Annotated in this window: 22 protein-coding genes; 17 read left to right on the forward strand and 5 right to left on the reverse strand. The window is 66.1% G+C overall.

What is annotated here, in order from left to right; genetic code table 11:
* Positions 1 to 18 precede the first annotated feature (18 nt).
* Positions 19 to 1,230, forward strand: a complete 1,212-nt coding sequence (locus HW932_RS07365; RefSeq protein ID WP_176975849.1) for a porin family protein — start codon at positions 19 to 21, stop codon at positions 1,228 to 1,230.
* A gap of 27 nt (positions 1,231 to 1,257) precedes the next feature.
* Here the strand turns inward: HW932_RS07365 and HW932_RS07370 are convergent, their stop codons facing one another.
* A complete protein-coding gene (locus tag HW932_RS07370; RefSeq protein WP_176975850.1) occupies positions 1,258 to 3,396 on the reverse strand; it encodes an AAA family ATPase in 2,139 nt (712 codons plus the stop codon).
* A 146-nt stretch (positions 3,397 to 3,542) separates the two neighbouring features.
* Between HW932_RS07370 and HW932_RS07375 the strand changes: the two genes are divergently transcribed.
* Positions 3,543 to 4,499, forward strand: coding sequence for a lytic transglycosylase domain-containing protein (locus tag HW932_RS07375; RefSeq protein WP_222932268.1), 957 nt, complete (start codon positions 3,543 to 3,545; stop codon positions 4,497 to 4,499).
* A 10-nt stretch (positions 4,500 to 4,509) separates the two neighbouring features.
* Here HW932_RS07375 and HW932_RS07380 read toward each other — a convergent pair whose 3' ends face one another.
* From HW932_RS07380 to sgpA, 3 genes are all read right to left on the reverse strand, one after another.
* Positions 4,510 to 6,567, reverse strand: a complete 2,058-nt coding sequence (locus HW932_RS07380) for an EAL domain-containing protein (protein ID WP_176975851.1) — start codon at positions 6,565 to 6,567, stop codon at positions 4,510 to 4,512.
* A gap of 82 nt (positions 6,568 to 6,649) precedes the next feature.
* Positions 6,650 to 7,660: an EF-P beta-lysylation protein EpmB gene (gene epmB, locus HW932_RS07385; protein WP_176975852.1), complete on the reverse strand. Its 1,011-nt coding sequence runs from the start codon at positions 7,658 to 7,660 to the stop codon at positions 6,650 to 6,652.
* Positions 7,661 to 7,839: 179 nt separating this feature from the next.
* Positions 7,840 to 8,223 (reverse strand): sulfur globule structural protein SgpA, encoded by a 384-nt coding sequence (gene sgpA, locus HW932_RS07390; RefSeq protein WP_176975853.1) that lies wholly within the window; start codon positions 8,221 to 8,223, stop codon positions 7,840 to 7,842.
* Between the two features lie 188 nt (positions 8,224 to 8,411).
* On the opposite strand from sgpA, the gene HW932_RS07395 reads away from it, so the two are divergent.
* Genes HW932_RS07395 through HW932_RS07420 form a run of 6 tightly spaced genes read left to right on the forward strand, consistent with a single transcriptional unit; the run spans position 8,412 to position 15,707 of the window.
* On the forward strand, positions 8,412 to 9,434 hold the full coding sequence (locus tag HW932_RS07395) for an AAA family ATPase (protein WP_425485113.1): 1,023 nt from the start codon (positions 8,412 to 8,414) through the stop codon (positions 9,432 to 9,434).
* 13 nt (positions 9,435 to 9,447) lie between these two features.
* A complete protein-coding gene (locus HW932_RS07400) occupies positions 9,448 to 10,401 on the forward strand; it encodes a DUF58 domain-containing protein (RefSeq protein ID WP_176975854.1) in 954 nt (317 codons plus the stop codon).
* Positions 10,398 to 10,892: a DUF4381 domain-containing protein gene (locus HW932_RS07405; protein ID WP_176975855.1), complete on the forward strand. Its 495-nt coding sequence runs from the start codon at positions 10,398 to 10,400 to the stop codon at positions 10,890 to 10,892. Before HW932_RS07400 ends, HW932_RS07405 begins: the two co-directional genes overlap by 4 nt.
* Positions 10,889 to 11,914, forward strand: coding sequence for a VWA domain-containing protein (locus HW932_RS07410; protein ID WP_176975856.1), 1,026 nt, complete (start codon positions 10,889 to 10,891; stop codon positions 11,912 to 11,914). Before HW932_RS07405 ends, HW932_RS07410 begins: the two co-directional genes overlap by 4 nt.
* Before the next feature lie 8 nt (positions 11,915 to 11,922).
* Entirely contained in the window at positions 11,923 to 13,857 is a 1,935-nt protein-coding gene (locus tag HW932_RS07415; RefSeq protein ID WP_222932269.1) for a VWA domain-containing protein, read from the forward strand.
* Entirely contained in the window at positions 13,857 to 15,707 is a 1,851-nt protein-coding gene (locus tag HW932_RS07420) for a BatD family protein (protein WP_176975857.1), read from the forward strand. The genes HW932_RS07415 and HW932_RS07420 overlap by 1 nt, the downstream gene beginning before the upstream one ends.
* Here the strand turns inward: HW932_RS07420 and folK are convergent.
* Positions 15,692 to 16,204, reverse strand: coding sequence for a 2-amino-4-hydroxy-6-hydroxymethyldihydropteridine diphosphokinase (folK, locus tag HW932_RS07425; RefSeq protein ID WP_176975858.1), 513 nt, complete (start codon positions 16,202 to 16,204; stop codon positions 15,692 to 15,694). The two genes, HW932_RS07420 and folK, sit on opposite strands and share 16 nt — an antisense overlap.
* A 223-nt stretch (positions 16,205 to 16,427) precedes the next feature.
* Between folK and HW932_RS07430 the strand changes: the two genes are divergently transcribed.
* The 9 genes from HW932_RS07430 (at position 16,428) to fabF (ending at position 23,861) form a co-directional block, all read left to right on the forward strand.
* The gene (locus HW932_RS07430; protein WP_176975859.1) at positions 16,428 to 17,057 is read left to right on the forward strand and encodes a response regulator transcription factor; all 630 of its coding nucleotides are present in this window, start codon (positions 16,428 to 16,430) and stop codon (positions 17,055 to 17,057) included.
* A gap of 408 nt (positions 17,058 to 17,465) precedes the next feature.
* Positions 17,466 to 18,020, forward strand: a complete 555-nt coding sequence (locus HW932_RS07435; protein WP_176975860.1) for a YceD family protein — start codon at positions 17,466 to 17,468, stop codon at positions 18,018 to 18,020.
* A gap of 62 nt (positions 18,021 to 18,082) precedes the next feature.
* On the forward strand, positions 18,083 to 18,259 hold the full coding sequence (gene rpmF / locus HW932_RS07440; protein ID WP_155450439.1) for a 50S ribosomal protein L32: 177 nt from the start codon (positions 18,083 to 18,085) through the stop codon (positions 18,257 to 18,259).
* Complete coding sequence (plsX, locus tag HW932_RS07445) at positions 18,259 to 19,350, forward strand: phosphate acyltransferase PlsX (protein WP_176975861.1); 1,092 nt, start codon at positions 18,259 to 18,261, stop codon at positions 19,348 to 19,350. Before rpmF ends, plsX begins: the two co-directional genes overlap by 1 nt.
* Complete coding sequence (locus HW932_RS07450) at positions 19,350 to 20,306, forward strand: beta-ketoacyl-ACP synthase III (RefSeq protein WP_176975862.1); 957 nt, start codon at positions 19,350 to 19,352, stop codon at positions 20,304 to 20,306. Before plsX ends, HW932_RS07450 begins: the two co-directional genes overlap by 1 nt.
* 135 nt (positions 20,307 to 20,441) lie before the next feature.
* Positions 20,442 to 21,386 (forward strand): ACP S-malonyltransferase, encoded by a 945-nt coding sequence (gene fabD / locus HW932_RS07455; RefSeq protein WP_176975863.1) that lies wholly within the window; start codon positions 20,442 to 20,444, stop codon positions 21,384 to 21,386.
* Positions 21,379 to 22,119 (forward strand): 3-oxoacyl-ACP reductase FabG, encoded by a 741-nt coding sequence (gene fabG / locus HW932_RS07460; RefSeq protein WP_176975864.1) that lies wholly within the window; start codon positions 21,379 to 21,381, stop codon positions 22,117 to 22,119. The genes fabD and fabG overlap by 8 nt, the downstream gene beginning before the upstream one ends.
* Before the next feature lie 154 nt (positions 22,120 to 22,273).
* Positions 22,274 to 22,510 carry an acyl carrier protein gene (acpP, locus tag HW932_RS07465; RefSeq protein WP_176975865.1) on the forward strand — a complete coding sequence of 79 codons (237 nt, stop codon included), beginning with the start codon at positions 22,274 to 22,276 and terminating at the stop codon, positions 22,508 to 22,510.
* Positions 22,511 to 22,622: 112 nt separating this feature from the next.
* A complete protein-coding gene (fabF, locus tag HW932_RS07470; protein WP_176975866.1) occupies positions 22,623 to 23,861 on the forward strand; it encodes a beta-ketoacyl-ACP synthase II in 1,239 nt (412 codons plus the stop codon).
* Positions 23,862 to 23,864 lie beyond the last annotated feature (3 nt).

Here is a 23,864-nt window from a genome sequence, read left to right on the forward strand (position 1 = left end):
CACGTCGGTATCGCGACCATGAACGCCATCGACACGAAACGGACTCCCAACCCCGTGCCCGGATGCCTGATCGGGTGTCTGGCGCTCCTCGCTCCAGCTCTAGTGCAGGCGGAACGTTGGTATGTCGAGCCGCGTGCCTCGCTGCGGGCCTTCTACGACGACAACGTGCGTCTGAGCATCGCCGATCCGGTCAGCACCCTTGGAGGGACGCTGTCGGCACAGGTCGAGTCCGGACGCCGCACCGAGGTCTCGGAGATCGGGCTACAGGGCAGAATCAACTCGTCGCATCATGCCGATGCCTCGGACCTGGACGAAACCGACTTCGCGTTCGGCTTCACCAGCGCCTATCAGCTCGGCCGCAGCCGCTTCAAGTTCGATGGCCAGCTCGATTACGACTCGACACTGACCAGCGAGATCTCCACGTCGGGCTATGTCCAGGCCAACAAGCGACGCGAACGCTTTCAACTGAGCCCCTCCTGGCTCTATACGCTCTCGCCGCGCACCCAGCTCGAGACGACGCTCAGTTACGAGGACGTCTCCTATGAGGACGTGGACGTCATCCCCTTGTTCGACTACAGCTTCGCACGTGCCGGCCTGACCCTGACCCATGCGCTGAGCGAGCGCGCCCAGGCGATGAGTCGTCTGAGCTTCGATCGCTATGATGCCAGTCAGGTCGACACCATCTCGGACAGTTATGGATTCGAACTCGGCGCCAGCTATATGCTCTCCGAGACCACGACGCTCACCGGCTTTGCCGGGGTGCGTCATTCGCGCTCGGAGACGCCGACCTGGTTCGGCATCGAGGAGTCGGACAACACCGGACCGCTGTTCCAGCTCACCCTGAATCGCCGCTTCGAGGTCGGGCAACTCAGGCTCACCGCCGCCCGTTCCATGCTGCCGAGCAGTAGTGGAACCCTGCTCGACACCACCTCGCTCGGCGTCGGCTTCGAGTATCCTCTCGGTCCGCGCTGGACCTTTTCACTGGACGCGAGCGGCTATCGCAATCGCAGCCCTGACGGCGAGCAGTCGACCAATGATCGCGACTATCTGTCGTTCTCGCCCAAGCTCAGTCATCGTCTCTCCAGATCCCTGTCGCTGGATCTCAGCTATCGCTATCGCTGGCAAAAATATGACTGGCGTGAGGATGATGCCGACTCCAACGCCGTCTATCTCGGGCTGCAATACAGCTTCGTCCGGGAGCCGCTGGGCCGAGCCTCAGTGATCCGTTGATACGGCCCGGCAGGGAGACGCCCGCGTTCACAAAGCCTCGTCGTTCGTCTCGATCAGATCGATCTCGACACGACGGTTGATCCAACTGCCGAGCCGCTGCTCCTCCTCGCGGCTGAATTTCGGCTCGGACATCCCCTTGCCTTCATGGGTGATGCGGGACTCAGAGACTCCGTTCAGGCGCAGGATCAGGGCGATGTCGGCGGCACGCCGCTCCGACAGGACTTGGTTGTTGCTCGCCAAGCCCCGGCTGTCGGTGTGAGTGACGACATGGATCCGGAGGCGCTCATCGTCTTTCAGGCGTTCGGCGAACCGGGCGAGCAGGGCGCGCGCGTCGTCGTCCAGGGCCACGCTGCCGTCGCGGAACTGGATGAGACGCGAGAAATCGGCGCGCAGATGGTTGGGCGCGAGGCGTTCGACCTGGATGGACAGTGCGGCGAGATCGGATTCGAGCCGGTTCAGTCCGGCGCTGTCGGTCGAGGGCGCGGCGGGCGCGCTGGGCGCCTTAGGCTGGGCTTCGGGCACGGCCGTCGGATCGACCGAGGGTTCCGTTTCGATTTCGGTCGGCACATCCTCCGCCTCCAGGGTCTGCGGGGGTGGCGCTGTGTCGCCGCCCGATTCGGTCTCGTGCGGCTCCTCGGCGACGGGTTCCGTCACGATCGGCTCGGCGTTCGGACCACTGGGTTCCTGAGCCAGTCTGACCAGGACATCGAATGGCGATGCCTCGGATGCAGGCTCTGAGGAGGGGGATGAGGGACCGGCCAGGGTTGGTGATTCCGTGAGATCCGTGTCAGGCACGGCGGGCGATTCGGGCCTTTCAGCCGCCGGCGGGGGGGGCGGCATGGACGTCTCCCGACCGAGGATCTCATGTTCGGTCGGACTCGCGATGGGTGCCAGACCTGAGTCGTGGATGTACCAGCCCACCAGTCCGACGCCGGTCAGGACGCCGACCGACATGGCGGCGATCTCCCAGCCCCAGCGCCGACCGCTCCGCTTAGAGTCGATCGCGGCGCTATCGAACTCATGCAGTCGTTCGGTCGCGCTCCAGCCCGCGTAGTCGAGGCCGACCAGGGTGCTGCCCGACACAGGGGGCGCGGTCGGCGTATGGAGTCGGGGCGCCGTGGCTTCGTTCCCGGTCTCGGTCGGCGGCTGTCGTGGCCTCTCGGGCACGGCGGACGGTTCGTCCGGGGGCGGCTCGACAGCCTCGTGCTCCGGTTCGATCCCGCGCTCGGTCGGAGTCGTCCGGATCGGGCGCGCCCGTGCCTGCCGCTCATCGAATTCGCGGATCTCCTCTTCCAGCTCATCGGCCAGGATCGGCCGATACTCGGGCAGCGGCTCGATCTGCTGGCCGTCGATCGCGAACAGGAGGTGCGAGCCGTCGGAGCGCACGAAGGTATCGATGGCGCGTCCGTCGATCCGCGACTCGCCTGCACCATAAGCGAAGACGAGTGCCGTGTCGCAGATCAGGTTGATGAGCCTGGGGATGCCCTGGCTGTAGTGGTAGATGGCATGGCAGGCGTCGGGCGTGAAGATGTCGGGACGACCGCCGGCGCTCCTGAGACGATGCCGGACGTAACGGCAACTGTCCTCCAGGCTCAGGCGCCCGAGATGATAGGACGCCGAGATGCGCTGGATGAACTGTTCGAGCCCCGACTGACGCAGTTGATCGCGCAGTTCCGGCTGGCCGAGCAGCAGGAGCTGGAGCAGGATGTCGTGCTCGGAGTTGACGTTGGACAACAGCCGGATCTCTTCGAGCGTGTCGCGGTCGAGATTCTGCGCCTCGTCGATGATGAGCAGTGTCTTGCGCCCCTTGGCGTACTGGGCGACCAGGAAGTCGACGAAGGCTTGATGCTGGGCGATGTGGTCGTTGCGCGGCGCCTGGATGTCGAAGGCGGCGCAGATCCAGTCCATGATCCGGCCGAGCGACTGATGGGTGTGCGAGATGAGTCCGACGGTCATGTCCTGTTCGAGCCGGTCGAGCAGATAGCGCATCAGGGTCGTCTTGCCCGACCCGATCTCGCCCGTGATCACGGTGAACCCGGCCTGGTTGTAGAGACCGTATTCGAGGAGCGTCAGCGCCTCCCGATGGATCTGACTGGGGTAGAAGAGGCTGGGATCGGGCAGGAGCGAGAAGGGCTTGTCTTTGAAGCCGAAAAAGGATTCATACATCGTTCAGGTTCCCTAAACCGCGTCGGAGTGCTTGGCGTCGCCCCTGGGTCTGCGCTGCACCCATGCCGGCGAACAGGAATGATCGACTCGACGTGCTAGTCTAACGTACATGGCAAACATCACCCCAAGTCGATACAGGTCGGACCATGCATCCCAGTCGAATGCTCCTGCCCACCCTGTCGTTGCTGATCCTGCCGTTCGCCCAGGCGGCCGAAGATCCCGGCACGCCCAGTCCGCCGCCCGCCGCGCCGGTCGAGGAGGCGCGACCGGCCGTTCGGGACGTCGCTCCCGCGCCTGAGCCGCCGACCGCGGACATCGCGCGTCCGTCGTTGCCGCGTCCACCCGAGGGGCCGGTGCCCTCCGAGGCGACCATCAAGACCCTGATCGATCGTCTCGCGCGCGACCATGGACTCGACCTGGTGCTGGTCCATGCGCTCATCCGCGCCGAATCCGGCTATGACCCGCACGCCGTCTCGCCGATGGGCGCGGTCGGCCTGATGCAGGTGATGCCTGCGACGGCCGCCGACTATGGCGTCGAGAATGTCGAACGCCTGTTCGATCCCGAGGTCAATCTGCGCACCGGGATGCGTCATCTGAAGCGTCTGCTCGGAAAATACGGCGCCATCGGCCCGGCCGTGATGGCCTACAACGCTGGAGAGGGGGCACTCGAACGCAGCGAGGGCTTCGTTCCCTATCCGGAGACCCAGCGCTATACGCATCGCGTCCTGGTCGAATACCTGATTCGCAAGGGGCTGCAACCCTATTCGCAACAGGCGCGCGACCACATCGGACTGGATCTGCGCCCCGAGATGGCCTTCGTCGGCGCCACAGGGACGGTGGATGCGGCCATGATCCGGCGCCTGCTCGACCAGGGCGTCTGGTCGTCACAGTCCAATGTCGGCGCGCTCAAGGAACAGGCGCCGCGTCCCATGCCGCAAGGTCGCCGACTGTTGTCGAGCCGTCTGTCGAGCCGACTGGACAACGCGTCCAATTCGTTGCTCAAGAGCCGCTTGATGAAACCCAAGCGCACCCAGTCCGCAGACGCACCGCGACAGCCCCCGTCCAAGCTCTCCACCTCCGGACTCTCGATGCGCCGCCCCTGAGCCGACCGGCTCAGGCCTGGACCTCGAGTGTGGTCGAGGGGCGCTGGAGGAAGTTCCCCTGCACATAGTCGACGCCCGCCGTCCAGAGCACGGTCAGGGCACGCGCGTCCTCGACGCCGGTGACCACGCTCTTGACGTTGCACTCACGCGCCAGGGTCGCAAGCTGCAAGAGCCGCTGCTGTTTGGCGCCGTCGTCGGCCAGCCCCTGCGCCAGTCCCGGCCGGATGAGCACGAAATCGAGCGCGAGCGCCTGGAGCAGCATCTCGGGGCGCTCGGTGGCGCCGAAACGGTTGATGGCCACGCGGCACTTGATCTTGCGCAGCGTCTCGACCAGCTTGCTGATGCTGGCCAGATTGCCGACGACGACGTCCTCCTGGAACTGGATCGTCAACCAGTTGCCGCGCACGTCGAACTCGCGCAGACAGTCGCAGATCCAGAGCACGATGTTCGGATTGCGCAGGGTGTCCTCGGACAGGGTGATGAACAGACTCAGGCCATGACCCGCGCGCCGCTGTTGGCCGATGACCTCGATGGCTGAGCGGATGGTCCACTTGTCGAGTTCTTCGATCAGACCGCGACGGATCGCCGTGCCGATGAAATCCTTGGCCTCGAGCAGGTTCTCGTCCTCGTCGAACAGCCGCAGCAGGACGCTGTAGTTCTCCTGGCTGTCGCCCATGAGACTGATGATGGGCTGATAGACCAGCTTGAGTTGATCGTTGCGTAGCGCGTACTCGATCTTGCGCGCGATCGCCGCTTCCTCGTCCTCGGCGGGGGCGGTCTCGCGCTCGCCCGCCGCGCCGTCGCTCGCATAACGATGGCCGATACAGAGCCGGTGCGCGGCGTTGATGATGTCCTCGGGCGCCGAGGCCCGATCGCTCACCAGGAAATAGCCGATCTGACAATCGGGCGCCGTGGCGTCCTGCACGGCTGCTCGTGCGGGTAGCCGTGCCTGGGCGGTCAGCTCGGCGGCCAGGGCCTGGGCGCCGAGTTCGTCGAGTCCGTCGACGACGAGTCCGAATCCGTCCTCGCTCACGCGCGACAGGAAGCCGCGCCCGCCGACGATGCCGCTCAGGATGTCACTGAACTCGTCGAGCAGTTCGAGCCCGATCGAGAGTCCCATGTCGTGCATCACATCGGCGATCTTGGCGACGCGAATGAAGAAGATGGCGAAGGGGCGGGTGACGAGGCGCTGTTCGTCGATGTGGGACTCGATCTCGGTGATCAGGGCCGTCAGTCCGGCGGGCGGCGGGGCCGTGTCCGCGCGGGCGGCGGCGACCGCGCAGGTGGGCGCGGTCTCGATCGGCTGGAGGATCAGGCGCAGACAGGGCTCGCCCTCGAACTCGCTCGGCGAGGCGAGCAGGCGTGCCTCGAAGCGTGTCGCGTCGGGGCGCATGCAGCCGACATCGAGCAGAGTGATTGTCTCTGGGGCGGATGGATCACTCGACTTGAGCAGGTCACGAATCGCGGCGTGATGCTCGGGTGCGAAGAGGTCGAGCAGAGGCGTGGCCAGCACGTCCTCAGGCGAGACCTGCCCGAAGAGTCGGGCATAGGCCGGGTTGACCTCGATGTGCAGACCATCCTGGACGAAGGCCACGCCTGCGCGCGTGACCTCCGTGAGGCGCAGGGCGCTCTGTTCGCACTGACGCAGACGGGCGTTCAGCCCCTCGGCCGCGCGCCTGGCCTTCAGATCGGCCAGCTCGCGCGCCACGCTCAGCCGCAGATGCTCGGGGTCGGCGCGGCGCACGATGTCTCGCGCACCGGCACGCCGTGCCTTGGCCGCCTGTGTCTCCCACTGGTCCGGATCCGCGAGCAGGATCAGGGGGACATCCGTCTTCAGGCGCTTGTAAGCCGTCAGAACCTTGTCGACCTCCACGTCTCTGTCATAGCCGCAGCAGAGGATGAGATCGCAACCGCGCTCGGCGATCACCTTGTCGAGGTGTTCGGCGCCGGGGATCGAGAGGCTGCGCTCGGCCAGCCGCGCCTCGCGGAGCGTCGCCATCAATCGCTCGGCCTCGCTGGTCTCGGATGTGATGATGAGCAGCGTCGGTTGTTGACTGTGCGTAGGCATACGGATGTCGTTCGAGTCGGGTCCATCGCTGAGGGTCGATTATCGGTCTTCCCGGCCACAAAGGGAAAGCTTCGGATGCGCTTTATTCGAACGGCTGCTTGGCGGGCGCGCCTGGGATCTCGCGGACCAGGCGCGGCACCAGATAGCCGGGCAGACGTGCGCGCATCCCATCCAGCAGGCGTTTGGCCTCGGCGTCGCCGACCTGGAAATGGGCGCTGCCGGCGACCGGATCCAGTCCATGCAGATAATAGGGCAACACGCCGCACGCGAAGAGCCGTTCGCTCAACTCGGCCAGGATCTCGACCCGATCGTTCACGCCACGCAGCAGGACGCTCTGGTTGAGCAGGGTGACACCTGTGGTGCGCCAGTCGAGCAGGGCCGAGCGCACCGAGTCGTCCAGTTCATGCGGGTGATTGGCATGGATCACCAGGAGGCTCGTCAGCCGACCGCTGGTCAGGCGTGTTGCCAGTCGCGTGGTCAGACGCGCGGGCGACACGACCGCCAGGCGGCTGTGCAGGCGCAAACGCACGAGGTGGCCGATGTGCTCCAGCCCCTGGATCAGGGCATCGAGTCGGTCGTCGCCGAGCATCAGCGGATCGCCGCCGCTCAGGACCACCTCGGTCAGGCTGGGGTCGCGGGCGATCTCGTCCAGGGCGCGCTCCAGACGCGACTGGCTCGGTCCCAGATCCTGGTAGGGAAAGTGGCGACGAAAACAGTAACGACAATGGACGGCGCAGGCGCCCGTCACCATCAGCAACGCCCGTCCCGCGTACTTCACCAGCAGTCCGGGGGCGCGTTCGGCCGCGGCGTCTCCGACCGGGTCGGCGACATAGCCGGCGACTGGTTGACGTTCGGCGATCAGCGGCAGCACCTGGCGCAGCAGCGGATCCTCGGGATCGCCGGGGCGCATGCGTTCGGCGAAGGTGCGTGGAACGCGCAGACCGAAGGACTCGGGTTCATCGTCCAGATCTGGTATCCGGGTGCGATCCAGATCCAGAAAGGCGAGCAGGTCATCGACCCGAGTGAAGGCATCGAGCCGTTCGCGCCGCCAAGCCGGTGGTTGCGCGCCGTGGTTTTTGCATTTCGTGTTCATGCGGTTTGCCAGAGCAGACCCAGGCTGACATCGTCGCGGGCGTCCTGCTGCAAGCCGGACTCGTCTTGGATCGTATATTGTATCCCGAACGCAAAAACGCCTCGGCTCGGGAGCGCGAGGCGTCTTTGGGATGGCCGCAATCGCTCGCGGCCAGGCCGATCACCCTAGACGGGCGGGACTCAGCGGCTCGGAGCCGCCTGTGGCTGAGCGGGAGCGGCCGGCATCTGGGGCGGCATCGCGCCATAGGGCATGGCGCCGTAAGGTGCGCCGTAACCATAGGGAGCGCCGTAGCCGTAGGGGGCGCCGTAACCATAGGGCGCGCCATAGCCGTAGGGAGCGCCATAACCATAGCCGTTACCGCGACCATAGCCACGGCCGTAACCGCGACCGCCGCCGCCCATGTTCATGTTGAAGTCGCCATAGCCATCGCCGAACATGTCACCCATGTTGTCCCAGAGGCCGTTGCCGTAGCCGGGACCGCCCCACCAGGCGCTTGCGGAGAAGGAGGCGCCGGCGAAGAGTGCGGCGAGGGCGCAAGCGGCGATCCGGTTGGATTCGATCATTGTGTCTTCCTCATGTTGTGGAGCCGGAATGGCCGAGCCAGTATAGGGGCCGACATGGGCATCCACAATGCACCTGAAAAAATTTTAACGGCGTCGACCGGCGAAACCTGCAAACCTATAGGCATCGATCGGCCATCCACCATCCACGTCGATCGGAGGCGTATGAGATCTTTGCGAGGAGGCGAGCCTTGGAACAGAGCCGAAACCTGGACTTGAACAAGGGGCCGGAGACCCGGACGGACGACACAGCCGCGCTCGCCCAGCGTTTCGCGGCACTGCGCGATCAGGTCGGGCGTGCCATCCTCGGGCAGCACGGCCTGATCGAGCGGTTGCTGATCGCGCTGCTGGCCGACGGGCATCTGCTGGTCGAGGGCGCTCCGGGTCTGGCCAAGACCACGGCGGTCAAGCAGCTGGCGGCCGGTCTGGAGGGCGACTTCCACCGCATCCAGTTCACGCCCGACCTGCTGCCGGCCGATCTCACCGGCACCGAGATCTATCGCCCGCACGACGGCAGTTTCCGCTTCGATCGCGGTCCCATCTTCCATAACCTGCTGCTGGCCGACGAGGTCAACCGCGCCCCGGCCAAGGTGCAGTCGGCACTGCTGGAGGCCATGGGCGAACGTCAGGTCACGGTCGGGCGCGAGACCTATCCGCTGCCCGAACTCTTTCTGGTCATGGCGACCCAGAACCCGATCGAGCAGGAGGGCACCTATCCGCTGCCCGAGGCCCAGCTCGATCGCTTCCTGCTGCATGTGCGCGTCGATTACCCCGATCTGGAGACCGAGCGCGCCATCCTGCGGCTCAACCGCGAGCAGGCGCGGCGCGAGCCGGACGACGCGCCGCAACTGGTCCTGACTCAGGCCGAGGTCTTCGCGGCGCGGCGGGCGATCCTGGACCTCTACATGGCCCCCGAGGTCGAGGACTATCTGGTGCATCTGGTGATGGCCACGCGCCGCCCCGGCGCCTATGCGCGCGATCTCGACGGCTGGCTGCGGTTCGGCGCCAGTCCGCGCGCCACCATCGCGCTCGACCGCTGCGCGCGCGCCCGTGCCTGGCTAGCGGGGCGCGATTTCGTCTCGCCCGAGGACGTCCAGGCGCTCGCGCCCGACGTCCTGCGCCATCGGGTGCTGCTGTCGTATGAAGCCGAGGCCGAGGGGCGCTGTGCGGATGATTTCGTCACGGCGCTGCTGGCGCGCGTTCCGGCGCCCTGAGTGAGGCCGGGACATGGCGGATTCGAACGATCGGACTCAAGCAGGCGTTCGCGCTGATCTCAAGGAGCTCATCGCGCTCCGTGCTCAGGCGCGACGGCTGGACCTGGCCCCGCGCGGGCGGGTGCTGGCCACGCGCAGCGGCGGTCATCTGTCGCGCTTTCGCGGTCGCGGCATGGAGTTCGACGAGTCGCGCGTCTATCTGCCGGGCGACGATCCGCGCAACATGGACTGGCGCGTGACCGCGCGCGCCGGGACGCCGCATGTGAAGCTGTTTCGCGAGGAGCGCGAGCGTCCGGTGTGGCTGCTGGTCGATCAGGGGCCGTCGATGCGGTTCGGGACGCGCGTGGCCTTCAAATCCGTGGTGGCGGCGCGGGCGGCGGCGCTTCTCGGCTGGGCGGCGGTGGATCGCGGCGATCGGGTCGGCGGGCTGGTATTCGACGAGGCGCGTCATCTGGAGCGGCGACCGGCGGCGCGCGGCGCGGGTCTGCTGTCGCTGCTCGAACGGCTGGCCGCGCCCGTGGAGCCGGCGATGGGGGAGGGTGGTTGGAGCAGTCTGGCCGCCGCCGCATCGCATCTGGCCGCGTTGGTACGTCCGGGGAGCCTGATCGCGCTCGTCAGCGACTTCGCCGATCTGGACGAACCGGGTGGGGCCTGGATCGCACGTCTGGCCGCGAGTAGCGAACTGCTGCTGGTGCTGGTCCATGATCCGATCGAAGCCAGTGCGCCGCCCGCCGGCCGCTATCCGGTGCTGATGGGCGGGCGACGCGGAATCCTGGATCTGACTGGCGCCGGTTCGCAGACACGCTATCAGGCGGCGTTCGAGAAGCGGCTGGCATTACTGGAGCGATTGGCGCGGTTGCATGGCGCGCATTGGCTGCGGCTGTCGGCCGTCGATCCAGTCGGCCCAGCCTTGGCGCTGGCGCTCGGTGCACGACGGGTGTTGCCTACAGCGAGGCGAGTGTCATGACGACGGATCCGCTGGCCGAGCTGCGTGACTGGCATCTGCCCGATCCGGTGTCCTGGTGGCCGCCGGCGCCGGGCTGGTGGATTGTAGCGGCTGGGGTTCTGATCGCGCTGGCTCTGGTCGTGCATCTTTGGTTGCGCCGACGAGGCCGGATCTCGTTCAGGCGAGCGGCGCGGCGCGAACTCGAACGACTGGGGCGCAAGCTGGCGACCGATGGCGATCGGCGGCGTTATCTGGCCGAGTTGTCGCGTCTGTTGCGCCGCCTGGCGCTGGCGCGATATCCACGCGACCAAGTCGCGGGCTTGACCGGGGATGACTGGCTGACCTTTCTGGACGCGACAGGCGGTGCCGGCGACTTCAGCGACGGCGTCGGGCGTGTGCTGATCGAGTCGGCCTATCGCCCTGCCGACCAGATCGACTTCGATCCCGAGCGGATCGCGACATTGGTCGTGCAGTGGATCGAGTTCAACGCCACTTTAAGGGGCGAGCGATGATCACGCTTGCCTGGCCCTGGGTGTTGTTGGCACTGCCATTACCCGTGCTGACGCGCTGGCTGCCGCCCGCGCGCGACGAGGACGGCGCAGCCCTGCGTTTTCCGATCCACGTCGGCCTCGGAACCGAGGCGGTCGGGCGTCGACTGCGGCCGTCCGGGTGGCGCCGCCGACGCTTGCTGATCGGGCTGCTCGCCTGGGGATTGCTGGTGCTCGCGGCGGCGCGTCCGCAATGGATCGGCGAGCCGATCCCCTTGCCGCTGGCCGGACGCGACCTGATGCTGGCGATCGATGTCTCGGGGAGCATGGAGCAGGAGGACTATGAACTCGACGGACGCGCGGTCTCGCGTCTGGCCGTGGTGCGGACGGTCGCCTCGGCCTTCGTCGAACGCCGCGCGGGCGACCGGCTCGGACTCATCCTCTTCGGCACCCGCGCCTATCTCCAGACGCCCCTGACCTTCGACGGCGCCACGGTCGCCGCCATGTTGCGTGATTCCGTCGTCGGGCTGGCCGGGCGAGAGACGGCGATCGGCGATGCCATCGGGCTGGCGGTCAAGCGTCTGCGCGAGCAACCCGAGGGTCAGCGCGTCCTGATCCTGCTGACTGACGGCGACAACACCGCCGGCGCGCTCGATCCACTGGAGGCCGCCGAACTGGCCGCTCAAGCCGGAGTGCGCATCTACACCATCGGCATCGGCGGCGGCGAACTAGGCGTGCGCTCGCTGTTCGGAATGCGTCTGCTGCGCCAGGCCAGCGACTTCGACCCGGCGACGCTCGAACGTATCGCCGAGATCACAGGCGGTCGCTATTTCGCCGCCGGCAGCCGGCAGGAACTGGAGGCCGTCTATGCCGAACTGGACCGGCTGGAACCGAGCGAGCGTGAGCAGCGCACCTATCGCCCGCAACGCGCGCTCTTCGTCTGGCCCGCCGCGCTGGCCCTGATCCTGTCGATCCTGCTGATCGTCCTCGACACTGGAATCCTGGAACGTCTTCCGGGACGCTCCAGCGCCGACCGAACGCCCTGAACATCGCCATGCTGTTTCTGCGTCCACTCTGGTTCCTGACCCTGATCCCGCTCGCCTGGCTGCTGTGGCGGCTCTGGCGCCGTCGGACGGGCGCCGACACCTGGTCGGCGCTCGTCGATCCGCATCTGCTGCCGCATCTGCTGGTCGGCGGGAACGAGCGTGCGCGCCGCTGGCCGTTCGTCCTGCTTGGTGTGGGCTGGCTGATCCTGGTGGTCGCGCTCGCCGGGCCGGTCTGGCGTCAGCTCCCGCAGCCGGTCTTCAGCCTGGACGGACGCTCCGTGATCCTGCTCGATCTCTCGCCGAGCCTGGACGCCGCCGATGTCTCGCCCTCGCGTCTGGCGCGCGCGCGCTTCGAGACCCTGGATCTGCTCAAGGCCATGCGCGAGGGGCAGGTCGGCCTGATCGCCTTCGGTCCGGAACCCTTCCTGGTCTCGCCATTGAGCGCCGATGCCAACACCATCGCCGCCCAGGCGCCGATGCTCTCGACCGATCTCATCCCCGTGCCCGGCGCGCGCCGCACCGATCGCGCGCTGGAGATGGCCGCCGGGATGCTGGAGCGCGCGGGCGGTGGGGCCGGTCATGTCATCCTGATCACGGATGGTGTCGGGAATCTGGCCGGATCACTGGAGTCGGCACGCCATCTGGCCGACGCCGGGCATCGGCTCTCGGTGCTGGCGATCGGTACCTTGGAGGGGGCGCCCGTGCCGCGTCGCGGCGGCGGCTTCGAGCAGGATGATAGTGGGGCGCTCCAGATCGCCCGTCTGGAGCGCGACCGACTGCGCGAGCTGGCGCGGGCCGGCAAAGGACGTTATCTGGAGGCCGGCGTGGGCGAGGCCGATACTCAGGCCCTGATCGCGGCCGCGCCCCGACCCGAGACCACGATCGAGGCATCCCAACTGACGGCGGACCGCTGGCGCGAGGAGGGCCCCTGGCTGATCCTGCTGTTGCTGCCGCCGGCGGCGCTGGCCTTCCGACGCGGCTGGCTGGTTCCGGCACTGGCGGCGGTGCTGCTCTTGCCGCCCGATCGGGCACTGGCGTTCGACTGGGCCGATCTGTGGTGGAGTGCCGATCAACAGGGGGCGCGCGAACTGGCCGCCGGACGTCCGGACACGGCCGCCGAGCAGTTCAGCGACCCTGCCTGGCGCGCGGCGGCCAACTATCGGGCCGGAGAATTCGATCAGGCGCTCGAAGCGCTCGAAGGACTGACTGGAGCCACACCCGAGTACAATCGCGGCAATGCGCTCGCGCGTCTGGGGCGGCTCGAAGAAGCGGCGGCAGCCTATGAACGGGTGCTCGAACAAGACCCCGACCATGCCGACGCGCGCCACAACCTGGAACTGGTACGCCGTCTTCTCGACCAGTCACCTCCTCAGAACGACCAGTCTCAGGACGAACAGTCCGGAGACGGCCAGGCGTCCTCGTCGCCGTCCGAGTCTTCGGAATCGGAATCCGACTCAGGCAATGCCTCGAAGCCGGAAACCTCTGAATCAGGTACCCAGGAATCCGATGCCGTAAAGCCTGATGACTCTGAATCTGGTACGACGGAACCCAATGGGTCTCAGGGGGCGAGTCAGGATCAAGCATCCAAACCTGACGCCGGCGCCGATTCCAGTCCAGATCAGGAACAGGCCAGACAGCCGGGCACGAAATCGGAAGCCGCTGAACCGTCGGCGGAAGACATCGCCGTCGATGATCGCCCATCGGCGCCGGATTCCGAGTCGAGTCGGCCGGCGAGCGCCGAGCCGACCAAGGCTGAGGCGGATGAGTCGCGAGACGGGCCAAGTTCCGTGACCGAAGAAGCCCTGGACGAACGCTCGCCCGAGGAACGCGAGCGCGAACAGGCCATGGAAGCCCGTCTGCGTCAGGTACCGGACGACCCGGCCGGACTGCTGCGTCAGCGTTTTCTCCTGCAACATCTGCGTCGCGAGGGCCAGTTACAGTGATGGCACAAAGATACGGACAGGCGATCCTGCTCGCGCTTCTATGGCTGACGCTGTCGTCGCCAACCCTGGCGGCTGACTTGAGCGTTCAGGTGGATCGTCAGCGTCTGGAGTTGGGCGAGGTGCTGGAACTGCGGCTCATCGCCGAGGGCGACCTGGACGCCGAGCCGGATTTCGCGCCTCTGGAGGCGGACTTCGACATCCTGCGTCGCGGTCAGAGTCAGATGACCAGCATCATCAACGGACGCATCTCGCACAGCCGTCAGTGGAGCCTGCAACTGGCGCCCAGGCGCGCGGGTCGTCTGACCATCCCGGCCATCCAGGCCGGCGGCGACAACAGCCGACCGCTGAGCATCGAGGTGGTCGCATCGGGCGGAACCTCGGCCCGATCCGGTCAGTCGGATCAGTCCGGCCCCAAGGCGCTTTTCGTCGAGTCCGAGGTTGAGACGACCACGCCCTATGTCCTGCAACCCATCGAGTACCGGATCAAGGTCTACTACCGCCAGCCGCCGCAGCGCGCGGTGCTCTCCGAGCCCGAGGTCGAGGGCGCCACGGTGCAGCGTCTGGGCGAGGATCGCGCCTATGACGAGACGCGCGATGGTCAGGTCTATCGCGTCATCGAGCGACGCTACCGGCTCACACCCCAGCACAGCGGACCGATCACCGTTCAGTCGCCGCGCCTGGAAGCCATGCTGGAGGATCCGCGCCAAGGCGCGCGTCAGGATCCCTTCGCCGAACTGGATCAAGCCTTCGGCGGGCGGCTGTTCCAGGGCTTTCCCGCGATGCCGGGCGTCACCCATCCCGGACGGCGCGTGGTCGAGCGTGCGCGCGACATCGAACTCCAGGTTCGACCCCAGCCGCCGGCGCATTCAGGCACGAACTGGCTGCCCGCCACCTCGCTCCAGCTCACCGACGAGTGGACACCCAGTCCGCCGGTCTTCCAGGTCGGCGAGCCGATCACCCGTACCCTCACCATCACCGCCGAGGGGACGACAGCGGCGCAACTGCCGGATCTCGGGTTGGGTGCGCTCGACGGCGTCCAGGTCTATCCCGACCAGCCGCGCGGCGAGGATCTGACCGATGGCCCGTCTCCGGCGGCGATCAAGACCCTCAAGTTCGCGCTCGTCCCGACACGCCCCGGTACCCTGACCCTCCCCGAGATCCGGCTCGACTGGTGGGATACACGCACGGATCGGGCGCGGGTCGCCGTGATCCCGGCGCGGACCATCGAGGTCACGCCCGCGCCCGGCGGGGCGTCCAGCCCGAGCACGCCGATGGCGAGTACGGCATCGCCCGTCCCAGCATCCACGCCGGAACCCGTGTCCGCGCCCGAATCCAAACCGCGCCCGATGTCCGAGACTGACCGAGGCTGGGGACTCTGGCCCTGGCTGGCGCTGATCGTCGTGCTCGCCGGCGGTTGGGGAGCGACGCTCTATCTCTGGCAACGGGAGCGCCGTGCCCGGACGGCCAATCGGTCAACCGATACCAGCGTCCGTGGCGCTCCATCCGAACCGCCGCCGGCCGCGCCCGGACTCGACCCGGCACGCCGCGCCTTCCGCGCCGCCTGTCTCGCCCGAGATCCACGCGCTGCCCGTACCGCCCTCATCGACTGGGCGCGCGCCCGCTGGCCCGATCGGAACCCGACCGGACTGGAGGCGCTCGACACCGGCTTCGACGATCCCGAGGTTCACGCCATCCTGCGTGCCATCGACCGCGCCATCTATGCCCCGCCCGGCGAGACCTGGGACGGCGAGACAGCCTGGAAGCGTCTGGAACCGCATCTCGGCGCGGCTCGGGCGAACGCACCGGACGACCGCGAATCACCGATTCCCGAACTCTATCCGCGAACCTGAGACCGATCCGGAATCCGATCGATGATTTGCCGGTAACAAATCTCGTCCGTCAGCTCGGCGATCGGACGTCCGCGCTCGGGATGCATGACCTCGGGCGCGATCTCCATCAAGGGAATCAGCATGAAGTCTCGCAGCAGCAGCCCCGGATGCGGCAGCCTTAGCTCCGGTGTGTCCTCGATCCGTTCGCCATACAGCAGGATGTCGAGATCGAGCGTGCGCGGACCATTGACCTGCGCGCGCACCCGTCCGAGCCGAGTCTCGATCCCCTGGGTCGCGGCCAACAGCGCCGTCGGCGTCAGCCGCGTCCGGACCTCCGCCACCAGATTGATGAACTCCGCCTGCGCCTCCAGCCCCCAGGGACGGGTGCGGTACCAGGACGAGACCGCCCCGATCCGGGTCGACCGGACCCCAGTCAACGCCTCCAGTCCGAGCGCGATGTGGTACTCGGGTTCGATATTCGAGCCGATGGCGATGAAGGCGCGCGTCTCCCGACTCATGTGTCCAAGCCCTGGGGCCGGGGCGCACCGGTCGTCGATGTCCAACCGGGAGCCGATATCCGGTTGATCGCCGCCGGGATCGTCCGCATCTGCTGTAGCCGAATCGAACCGATCAACGGTCGTTTCATACAGAAAACCAACATGCTATACGTAGTTTCACCTGGAAGCGGTTTAGAGGATAGTTGGCGGATGCGCGCTTTTGCTCTGGATAGGCCTTGGGATCATGACTGAAGTCCAAACCGTATTTTTGGTCGATGACGATCAGGGAATGCGCGACTCGTTGACACTGATCCTGGAACTGGCTGGCCATCGTGTCCGCAGCTTCCCCACGCCGGCCGACTTTCTCGCAACCTTCTCGCCCGAGGAGCGCGGCTGTCTGGTGCTCGATCAGCGTATGCCGGACATGACGGGACTGGATCTGCAGGGCGAGCTACTGGAGCGCGGCGCCCTGCTGCCGATCATCTTTCTCTCGGCCTTCGGCGATGTGCCGACCACGGTGCGCGCCATCCAGGGCGGAGCGATCGACTTCCTCGAAAAGCCCGCCAGCACCGAGCGTCTGTTGCAGCGCATCGAGGATGCCTTCGCCGAGGATCGGCGGCGGCGCGAGGAGGCGGCCACCGAGCACGACATCCGCGAGCGTTTCCGTCAACTGACCCCGCGCGAACACGAGGTTCTGACCCTGACCACGCGCGGCCTGACCAACAAGGACATCGCTCGCCAGCTCGGCATCAGTCCACGCACCGTCGAGAATCACCGCGCACGCATGATGGAGAAGATGAGGGCCGGCAATCTCGCCGAACTCTGCCGGATGTCGGTCGTGTGCCAGACACTCGAACCGCGTTCGGGCGCCTGAGACGGTAGCGGGCGGATCGGGCCGTGCTCGGCGGGCTTGGAGTCGAATTGAGTGATCCTACGGATATCTCCTTTCGATCGCTTCGTCTATTCTAATTCTTCAATGCAGGCGATTGAAATTGCAGAGATCGTCGCCGGCTCGTAGACAAAGAGAAGAAGACGAGGAGATACCTCGGTCGGATTCGCGACCCGTCCGAGGGCTGACACACGAAATCGCGCGCCATGACAGGGCCGGCGTCCGGTCGGACCGAGTTCGGGACAGAGCGCGTTCATCCACTCGCATACCCTCGCTGCCTCCGTCGACTTCGGTCCGCTGGGGCGACGGGGGAATTTTTTGTGCGTTGCTTCAGGATTTCCAGAGTTCATGTGATTGACGGCGATCTTGGCCATCGGTTAGGCTTGCGCGCTTATGTCGACCGTCCTGCCTGATCATATCGACCCCTGGCGCGCCGCCAAGAGCGGCTTGTCGTTCGCGGGTGAGTTGCCCTTGACGCGCTTTCCCAGACTGTTGGAGGTCGGGAGCGTCGACGAGGACGAGACGCCGGCGCAGGTCAGCTACCGACTCGACTTCGGACGCGACGCACAGCGAGGTCTAGTCCTCGAAGGCTGGGCGCGGGTGCAGTTGCGCCTGCTCTGTCAGCGCTGTCTGAGCGACCTGTGGCTCGACCTGGACGCGCCCCTGGCGCTGCGTCTGGCAAGGGTCGAACCGAACGCCAAGGCGTCCGAAGGCGACTATGAGACGCTGGTGGTGGCGGACGACAGTCTCGATCCGTTCGAACTCATCGAGGACGAACTCCTGCTCGCAATCCCGCCGTTTCCACGGCATCCGGTCGGCGAGTGTCAGGCGCCCGAGCCGGCGAGCGGCGATGGGAGCGCGGCGTCCGAGCCGGATCGCCCGTCCGTCGAGGAGCCGGAGCGAGCGCCCAATCCATTCGCCGTCCTCGAGCGTCTGAAGCAACAATAGATTTTTGACACACGACCGGGAGGCGGCCGGGTTCCGCGCACCTCCCACACTGGAGACTACCAATGGCCGTCCAACAGAATCGCAAGACTCCTTCCAAGCGCGGCATGCGTCGTTCGCACGATGCCCTGACCAAGCCGACCCTGTCGGTCGATCCGACCAGCGGCGAGACCCATCGCCGTCATCACATCACGGCCGACGGTTTCTATCGCGGCCGCAAGGTTCTGGATCGGGCCGAGTGATGTCGGCGCCGGGCCGCTTCAGCGTCGTGCAATCCAAGAGCGAGCGCGCCAAATCCGGCGCCGCAAAACCTCGTTGCTCGATCGCCCTGGACGCCATGGGCGGGGATCACGGCCCCCAGGTCGTGGTTCCGGCGGCCCTGCGCTATCTGGCCGACAATCCGCATGTCGATCTGATCCTGGTCGGCGACGAGACACGCCTCGCCTCCCATCTCGGCGATGCTCCGCGCGAGCGGCTGCGCATTCGTCATGCGACTCAGGAAGTCGGGATGGACGAGTCGCCCTCCAAGGCGCTGCGCGGCAAGAAAGATTCCTCGATGCGGGTGGCCATCGATCTGGTCAAGGACGGCGAGGCCCAGGCCTGTGTCAGCGCCGGCAACACCGGCGCCCTCATGGCCACGGCGCGTTTCGTGCTCAAGACCCTGCCGCACATCGACCGGCCGGCCATCTGCACCGCCGTGCCATCGCTGCACGGGCACACCCACATGCTCGATCTCGGCGCCAACGTCGATTGCACTGCCGAGCATCTGTTTCAGTTCGCCGTCATGGGCAGTGAGCTGGTCTCGGCCGTCGATGGCATCGAACGTCCAAAGGTTGCGCTGCTCAACATCGGGCAGGAAGAGATCAAGGGCAACGAGCAGGTCAAGCAGGCCCACGAATGGCTGGCACGCAGTAATCTCAACTATGTCGGCTATGTCGAGGGCAACGGCATCTACCTCGACGATCTCGACGTCGTGGTCAGCGACGGCTTCGTCGGCAATGTCGCGCTCAAGAGCAGCGAGGGCGTGGCCAAGTTCATCGGTCAGTCGCTGTCGGCGCAGTTCAAGCGCAACCTGCTGACCCGTCTGGCCGGTCTGATCGCACTGCCGATCCTCAAGAAATTCCGCCGCGACATGGACCCGCGCCGCTACAACGGAGCGAGTCTGCTGGGTCTGCGCGGCATCGTGGTCAAGAGTCACGGCGGGGCCGACGAGGTCGCCTTCGAGAACGCGATCTATATCGCCGAGAAGGAGATCCACGCCAACATCCCACAACGCATCGGCGATCAAGTCGGGCGCCATCTCGACACTGAGCAGTACAGGGAATCGGCCTGATGAAGTTCTCCCGCATCCTCGGCACCGGGGGCTATCTGCCCAGCCGGGTCATGACCAACGCCGAGCTGGAAGCGATCGTCGATACCACGGATAGCTGGATTCGTGAACGCACCGGCATCGAAAAGCGCCATCTGGTGTCCGAGGGTGAGACCTGCTGTGATCTGGCCGAGATCGCCGCACAACGGGCACTGGAGGCCGCCGGCCTTCAGCCCATCGACCTGGATCTGATCCTGGTCGCGACCACCACGCCCGATCAATTCTTCCCAAGTACCGCGTGCCTGCTCCAGCAGCGTCTCGGTGCGCACGGCTGTCCGGCCTTCGATCTGCAGGCCGTTTGCGCCGGCTTCGTCTACGCCATGGACGTGGCCGATAAATATATCCGCATCGGCGCGGCTCGGCATGTCCTGGTCGTCGGCGCCGAGACCCTCTCACGCCTCCTCGACTGGAGCGACCGCACCACCTGCGTGCTCTTCGGCGATGGCGCCGGCGCCGTGGTGCTGGGCGCGGCCGATGAACCCGGAATTCTCTCCACCCATATCCATGCCGACGGCACTTACAAGGATCTGCTCCAGGTTCCGGGCGGTCACGGCAATGGCCGACCCGATCTGGCCTATCTGGAGATGAAGGGTAATGAGGTTTTCCGCTTCGCCGTCACCACGCTCGGACGCATCGCCGAACGGACACTCGAGGTCCATGGTCTGGCCAAGTCCGATCTCGACTGGCTGATCCCGCACCAGGCCAACATCCGCATCATCCAGGCCACGGCGCGCAAGCTCGATCTACCGATGGAGCGCGTGATCGTGACCGTCGCCGAGCATGGCAACACCTCCTCGGCCTCGATCCCGCTGGCCTTCGATCAGGCGGTGCGCGATGGGCGCATCCAGCGCGGCCAGACGCTGTTGATGGAGGCCTTCGGCGGCGGATTCACCTGGGGTTCGGTGCTCGTCCAGTATTGAGCGAACACGATTTTCCAATGATCGAACCGCCAAGGCGCAAAGATCGCAAAGACTGTTTGTGTCGCTCCGTTCACAAGTTATTCTTCGTGTCCTTCGCGCCTTTGCGGTTCCAAAACAACGACATCGCCTAGCCCCATGACGCAACAACTCGCTGTCTTCTTTCCCGGTCAGGGTTCGCAAGCGGTCGGCATGCTCGACGCGCTCGCCGAGTCCCATCCGACCGTCAAACAGACCTTCGAGGAGGCCTCGGACGCGCTCGGGCGCGATCTCTGGTCGCTGGTCGGTCAGGGTCCGAAGGAGGATCTGGATCGCACCGAGAACACCCAGCCGGCGATGCTCGCCGCCGGTGTCGCCGTGTGGCGCGTCTGGCAGCAGTCGGGCGGACGTCCGGCGACCGTGATGGCCGGGCACAGTCTCGGCGAGTACGCGGCACTGGTCGCGGCGGGTGCGCTGGGCTTCGCCGACGGCATCCGGCTCGCCGCCGATCGCGCGCGCTTCATGCAGGAGGCCGTGCCGGCAGGCGAGGGCGCCATGGCCGCCGTGCTCGGACTGGAGGATGCGCAGGTCGTGGTCCTTTGTGCCGAGCAGGCCCAGGGCGACGTGCTGTCCGCCGTCAATTTCAACTCGCCCGGTCAGGTCGTGATCGCTGGTTCGGCGGCTGCCGTCGCGCGTGCCATCGACGCCGCCAAGGCCGCCGGGGCCAAGCGCGCGCTGCCGCTGCCGGTGAGCGTGCCCTCGCACTGCGCCCTGATGCGCCCGGCGGCGGATCGCCTGGCCGAACGTCTGGCCGATGTGGCGCTGGCCGTGCCGAGCGTGCCTGTGATTCACAATGTCGACGTCGCTCCGGCCGAGGATGTCGAGTCGCTGCGCCGCCTACTGGTCGAGCAGCTCCATAGCCCGGTGCGCTGGGTCGAGACCGTCGCCTCGGTGGCCGCGCAGGGCGTGACCACCGCACTCGAATGCGGTCCGGGCAAGGTACTGACCGGACTGAACAAACGCATCGCTGACAATCTGACGACGCTGCCGGTCTTCGATCCGAAGACGCTGGAGGCGGCACTGGAGGCAACCTCGAATGCTTAAGGGTGAAATCGCGCTGGTCACTGGCGCTTCGCGTGGAATCGGACGGGCCATCGCCATGGCGCTGGCCGAACAGGGTGCAACGGTCGTCGGCACGGCGACGACCGAATCCGGCGCTCAGGCCATCGAACAGGCACTGACCAGCGCTGGTCATCAGGGTATGGGGCTGGTGCTGAACGTCTCCGATTCCGCCTCGGTGGATGCGGCTCTGGCCCAGATCACCGAGCGTCTCGGCGCCCCGAGCATCCTGGTCAACAACGCCGGCATCACCCGCGACAACCTGCTGATGCGCATGAAGGACGACGAGTGGGACGCGGTCATCGACACCAACCTGACCTCGCTCTACCGGCTCTCCAAAGGCTGTCTGCGCGCCATGACCAAGGCGCGCAAGGGTCGCATCATCAATATCGCCTCGGTCGTCGGGTCGATGGGCAACGCCGGTCAGACCAACTATGCCGCCGCCAAGGCCGGTATGATGGGCTTCACCAAGTCGCTGGCACGCGAGGTCGGCTCGCGCGGGATCACGGTCAACTGTGTCGCGCCCGGCTTCATCGACACCGATATGACCAAGGAACTGCCCGAGGCGCACCGTCAGACCCTGCTCGGCGCCATCCCGCTCGGGCGGCTCGGTCAGCCGGAAGAGATCGCCAGCGCTGTGGTCTTCCTGGCCTCGCCGGGCGGCGCGTACATCACCGGCGAGACCCTGCATGTCAACGGCGGCATGCACATGGCGTGAAGGTTTGTCGGCCTTCGACCGTTAATCGTTTCAAAACAAGATGTTGAGCGCGGCTGATCGATGGATATCTCAGCTTTCATCGCATCTGGTTTATCACTAGAATACGCCGTGGCCCAATGGGGCCAATTTTTGTCATTCGAGAGGAATCAATCCTATGAGCAGCGTTGAAGATCGAGTTCGCAAAATCGTGGTGGACCAGCTGGGTGTGAAGGAAGAAGAAGTCACCCCAGAGGCGTCCTTCGTCGACGATCTGGGAGCGGACTCGCTCGACACCGTGGAACTGGTCATGGCCCTCGAAGAGGAGTTCGAGACCGAGATTCCGGACGAAGACGCCGAGAAGATCACCACGGTCCAACAGGCCATCGACTACATCAACGCGCATCAGGCCTGAGATCGGGCCGAGCGGATAGATTTAACGCCAGGCGCCAGGCTTCGGCCTTGTAAAACAGGGCGCGGCATGGGCTCGTCGAACGTGGCGTTCTGAACGACGATAGAGGTAAGTGATGGCAGGCAGAAGGGTAGTAGTCACCGGATTGGGCCTTGTGGCGCCGGTTGGTCTGGACGTCAAGTCCGCGTGGGACAACATCCTCGCCGGAAAGAGCGGCATCAAACCGATCACCCACTTCGATATCGCCCCGTTCAGTACCCGCTTCGGCGGTCCGATCTATGGCTTCGATCCGAGTCCCTATGTCTCGGAAAAAGACGCCAAGAAGATGGATAAGTTCATCCATTACGGCTTGGCGGCCGGCTCTCAGGCCCTCGCCGATTCCGGACTGGAGGTCACGGAGTCCAACTGTCGGCGTATCGGTGTGGCCGTGGGTTCCGGCATCGGCGGCATCACCGGCATCGAGAACAATTACCAGGTCTATCGCGACAAGGGGCCGCGTCGGATCTCGCCCTTCTTCGTGCCCGCCAACATCGTCAACATGGTGGCCGGCAATCTCTCGATCAAGTTCGGCCTCAAAGGCCCCAATTATTCCATCGTCTCGGCCTGCGCGACCGGCACGCACAACATCGGCGAGGCGGCGCTCATGATCCGTCACGGCTATGTCGACGTGATGCTGGCCGGCGGCGCCGAGATGGCGACCTCGCCGGTCGGTCTCGGTGGCTTTGCCGCCGCGCGCGCCCTCTCGACCCGCAACGACGATCCCGAGGCCGCCAGCCGTCCGTTCGACAAGGACCGTGACGGCTTCGTGCTCAGCGACGGCGCCGGTGTCGTGGTGCTCGAAGAGTACGAGCACGCCAAGGCGCGCGGCGCGACCATCTATGCCGAACTGGTCGGTGTCGGCATGAACTCCGACGCCTATCACATGACCGCGCCCTCCGAGGACGGCACAGGCGCCGCCGAGTGCATGCACATCGCGCTGAACGACGCCGGTCTGAATACGGATCAGGTCCAGTACATCAATGCGCACGGCACCTCGACGCCGGCTGGCGACGTGGCTGAGACACGCGCCGTCAAGCGCGCTTTCGGCGATCACGCCTACAAGCTCGCGGTCAGCTCGACCAAGTCCATGACCGGGCACATGCTGGGCGCGGCCGGTGGCGCCGAGGCCATCTTCACCATCCTGGCCATCCGTGATCAGGTCGCGCCGCCGACCATCAACTATCACACCCCGGACCCGGACTGCGATCTGGATTGCGTGCCCAACACCGCGCGTCAGATGACGATCGACGTGGCGCTCTCCAACTCGTTCGGCTTCGGCGGAACCAACGGGACGCTGATCTTCCGGCGCCTCTGATCC

The sequence above is a fragment of the Allochromatium humboldtianum genome, from assembly GCF_013385175.1.
In the GTDB taxonomy this organism is placed as follows: domain Bacteria; phylum Pseudomonadota; class Gammaproteobacteria; order Chromatiales; family Chromatiaceae; genus Thermochromatium; species Thermochromatium humboldtianum.